This is a genomic window from Alysiella sp. (genome assembly GCF_030525755.1).
Lineage (GTDB): Bacteria > Pseudomonadota > Gammaproteobacteria > Burkholderiales > Neisseriaceae > Simonsiella.
Map to the genome: position 1 here is coordinate 1 of NZ_JAUNEC010000075.1, position 3,789 is coordinate 3,789.

Annotated in this window: 5 protein-coding genes and 1 pseudogene; all 6 read left to right on the forward strand. The window is 47.9% G+C overall.

Going from position 1 to position 3,789, the window contains the following annotated elements; translation table 11 throughout:
• Positions 1-25: 25 nt before the first annotated feature.
• Complete coding sequence (locus tag Q4B82_RS09330; RefSeq protein WP_303066192.1) at positions 26-862, forward strand: NAD(+) kinase; 837 nt, start codon at positions 26-28, stop codon at positions 860-862.
• A 106-nt stretch (positions 863-968) separates the two neighbouring features.
• Complete coding sequence (locus Q4B82_RS09335) at positions 969-1,187, forward strand: hypothetical protein (RefSeq protein WP_303066189.1); 219 nt, start codon at positions 969-971, stop codon at positions 1,185-1,187.
• Between the two features lie 35 nt (positions 1,188-1,222).
• A complete protein-coding gene (leuB, locus tag Q4B82_RS09340; RefSeq protein WP_303064830.1) occupies positions 1,223-2,293 on the forward strand; it encodes a 3-isopropylmalate dehydrogenase in 1,071 nt (356 codons plus the stop codon).
• Between the two features lie 132 nt (positions 2,294-2,425).
• The gene (locus tag Q4B82_RS09345; protein ID WP_303066190.1) at positions 2,426-3,106 is read left to right on the forward strand and encodes a DUF1294 domain-containing protein; all 681 of its coding nucleotides are present in this window, start codon (positions 2,426-2,428) and stop codon (positions 3,104-3,106) included.
• 28 nt (positions 3,107-3,134) lie between these two features.
• Positions 3,135-3,503, forward strand: a complete 369-nt coding sequence (locus Q4B82_RS09350; protein WP_303066191.1) for a PIN domain-containing protein — start codon at positions 3,135-3,137, stop codon at positions 3,501-3,503.
• Between the two features lie 84 nt (positions 3,504-3,587).
• A pseudogene (locus Q4B82_RS09355) lies at positions 3,588-3,789 on the forward strand (alpha/beta hydrolase); the annotation flags it as partial.

The following is a 3,789-nucleotide window of genomic DNA, read 5'->3' on the forward strand; positions in this document are numbered from 1 at the left end:
CGTTCCGCGTCCGCAAACCGCTGGCATCGGCCACAGCATCACTTTATTGGCCAATTTTTTATTACAGCAAAACATTCACGTTTATCTTGACCATGCTTGTGCCAATGAACAGCTTGTCGCTGCCGATTTATTGACACAATGCCGTGTGTTGGACAAAGACGAAATGGGCAGCCACTGCGATTTGGTGGTGGTACTGGGTGGCGATGGAACATTGTTGTCGGTGGCACGGTGTCTTGCACCGTATCGCGTGCCGCTGATTGGTGTAAATCAAGGACATTTGGGCTTTTTGACGCAAGTGGCCGCCGATGAAATGCTGAATGTGGTCAGCGGTATGCTCACAGGCAAATATTTGCCTGAAGAGCGGATTTTGCTCGAGTGCCAGCTTGAACGCGAAGGTGTAGAGGTGGGCAGGGCATTGGCATTAAATGACGTGGTGTTAAGTCGCGGCGGCATTGGACAAATGATTGAATTTCAAGTGATGATTAACGAAGAATTCGTCTATAGCCAACGTTCAGACGGCCTGATTGTTGCCACGCCAACGGGTTCAACGGCCTACGCATTGGCAGCTGGCGGCCCAATTTTGCAACCCACTTTGCGTGCTTTGACACTCGTACCGATTTGTCCGCAATCGATGACCAATCGACCCATTGCGGTATCGGACTCATGCGAAATTGCGATTTTCATCAGCAAAGCGGTGGACGCTCGAGCGCATTTTGACGGCCAGTCGTACATCGATATCCGTTGCGGCGACAAACTCATCATCCGCCGCTACCGCCACAGCCTGCGCGTGCTGCACCCGACCGATTATCAATATTACAAGACCTTGCGCCAAAAACTGCATTGGGGCGAACAATTGGTTTAAAGGCCACCTGAAGGCCTTCAGGTGGCCTATTGCTGGCATATCGAAGACCTATGAATATCCCATTTTCTTCATCATCTGTACCCATTTAAAAGGCCAAAAATACGCCATGAAATTATCCCAATCTGCCTTAAAACACAGCCTGCTTTCAAGTTTGATTTATGCCATTTTGCTGTTATTGAGCCAGATTTTTTGGGACAACCAATCCTTCAATGAAGCCATCAGAAGCACTGCTTTTTCCAGCATTGTTTTTGGCATTTTGACTTATGTTTTTATCGCCCAAATCGAACCCAAAATCACCCATTGGCTGAATCAAAAACGCCGATGATTTGACTTTTTCACACCCCAATAAAGGAAACAAAAATGACCAAACAAATCGCCATCTTACGCGGAGACGGTATCGGTCCAGAAATCATCGCCCAAGCCGTGCGTGTATTGGACAAATTGATTGAACAAGGCTTGGACGTGGCATACGACTACGCGCCTTTGGGCGGCGAAGCCTACGACCAATACGGTGCGCCTTACCCCGAATTCACGCAAAACTTATGCCGTAAAGCGGACGCGGTATTGCTCGGCGCGGTGGGTTCGCCACAATATGATAATCTGGAACGCCCATTGCGCCCCGAACGCGGCTTGCTGGCGATTCGCAAAGATTTGAATTTGTTTGCCAATTTGCGCCCAGCCGTGTTGTACAAAGAATTGGCAAACGCCTCCACGCTCAAACCCGAAGTGGTGGCAGGTTTAGACGTGTTAATCGTGCGCGAACTCACAGGCGATATTTATTTTGGCGAACCGCGCGGCATTCGCACGCTGGAAAATGGCGAACGCGAAGGTTTCAATACCATGAAATACAGCGAAAGCGAAATTCGCCGCATTGCCCACGTTTCGTTTCAGGCAGCCCAAAAACGCAACAAAAAATTGTGCAGCGTGGACAAAGCCAATGTTTTGGAAACAACCGAATTGTGGAAAGAAATTTTCACAGAAGTTTCAAAAGATTACCCCGATGTGCAATTAAGCCACATGTATGTGGACAATGCCGCCATGCAGCTCGTGCGCGCGCCCAAGCAATTTGACGTGATTGCCACTGGCAATATTTTTGGCGACATTTTGAGCGACCAAGCGTCCATGCTGACGGGCTCCATCGGCATGTTGCCCTCCGCGTCTTTAAACGAAACGGGCAAGGGTTTGTATGAGCCATCACACGGCTCTGCGCCCGATATTGCAGGGCAAAACAAAGCCAATCCTTTGGCGACCATTTTGTCGCTGGCGATGTTGGTGCGTTACAGTTTGAACGATGAAAATCGCGCCAAACAAATTGAACATGCCGTGCAAAAAGTGTTGGAACAAGGTTTGCGTACCGCCGATATTTTTGAAGAAGGCACGAAATTGGTGTCTTGTTCCGAAATGGGCGATGCGGTGATTGCCGCGTTGTGATGATGTTGTTTGCCTGATGCACAAAGGCTACCTGAAGGGGCTTCAGGTAGCCTTCATGTTCACAAACAAAAACCATTACAACCACATTGACCATTTGCGCCTATCATCATTCACTTCTTCTGTTCTTTCAAAATGATGCACCCTACTCCACCCGACTACGCCACCAAAGCCGACCTGCATCTCGGTGTTGCAGGCAAAATTACCCAATGGCATGATGAACAAGGCTATGGCTTTATTCAAACCGACAGGCTACCTGAAGTACCCATTTTCTTCCACATCAGCACAGTAAGTTGGCACAAACATCGCCCCACCATTGGCGAACACGTCATCATCAAAGCACGTTACGATGCCGAACAACACCGCTGGACCGCCACCCAAGTCAGCTCCCCTGTTCGCCAACAAGCTGTCGCTGAACAAGAAAAACGCAACCACACCCTATTGCGCCCCATGCGCGACAAACTCAAAATCGCCACGCCTGTTTCCCTGCTTTGGCTAATCCTTATTGCCTGTTTCAGTCCAAAACTCGCTGCTGGTTACACCATCATCTCACTCATCACACTTGCCCTGTATGCATCGGACAAACGCCGCGCCATCAATCAAACCAGCCGCATTCCCGAAAGAAACCTGCACACCATAGCCCTATTCGGCGGTTGGTCGGGCGCACTCATTGCCCGTTACCTATTCCGCCACAAAACCCAAAAACAGCCCTTTATCAGCATCTTCTGGCTAACGGTTTTATGCAATATCGCATTCACGGCTTATTTGTTGCATTCAGGCTACCTGAAGACATTATTCGCAATGCTCTTCAGGTAGCCTTATTCAATGATTAACAGTAATGAACATGAAACACCTACTGATTGATTGTGAAAACATTCAACCACAAAATTTGGACAATATCCCTGCCGAAGACACGCATATTTGGTTGTTTTTGGGCGTACTTCACAAACATTTGCCCATTGAATTGGTGCAATCGCTTTTGCGTTTTGGCAAACGCGCCCATTTAATTCGTTTGGAAAAATCAGGTAAAAATGCGCTGGATTTTTATTTAAGCCATTATTTAGGACACATTACCGCCATAGACAAACAAGCGATTATCAGCATTTTATCGCGTGATGGTGGTTATGATTTGCTGTTAATCATGTACCTGAAAGCAGACAGACGCAAAAAATTGTGCGCGTATGAGAAGTCAATCAAATGGCACAATCTTTGACACTCAATCCCACGCCACTCAAACCCGAACCACAAAAATATCAACCGATTTTGCCGTTTTTCAGACAACCCAAAAGGAACAACCATGAAAAAATGGATTGTCGCCATGGCACTATGCCTTACTGCGGCATTTTTATTGCCATCGTGCGCCCAAAATGCCTTTTATTATCCCGATAATGTGGATTACGGCTCGCCCACGCAAGAAGGGCTGGCTTATCAAGCAGTTGAGTTTACCAGCAAAGACGGCACAACATTACACGGCTGGTTTGTTCCTGCCAAAGGCTTGC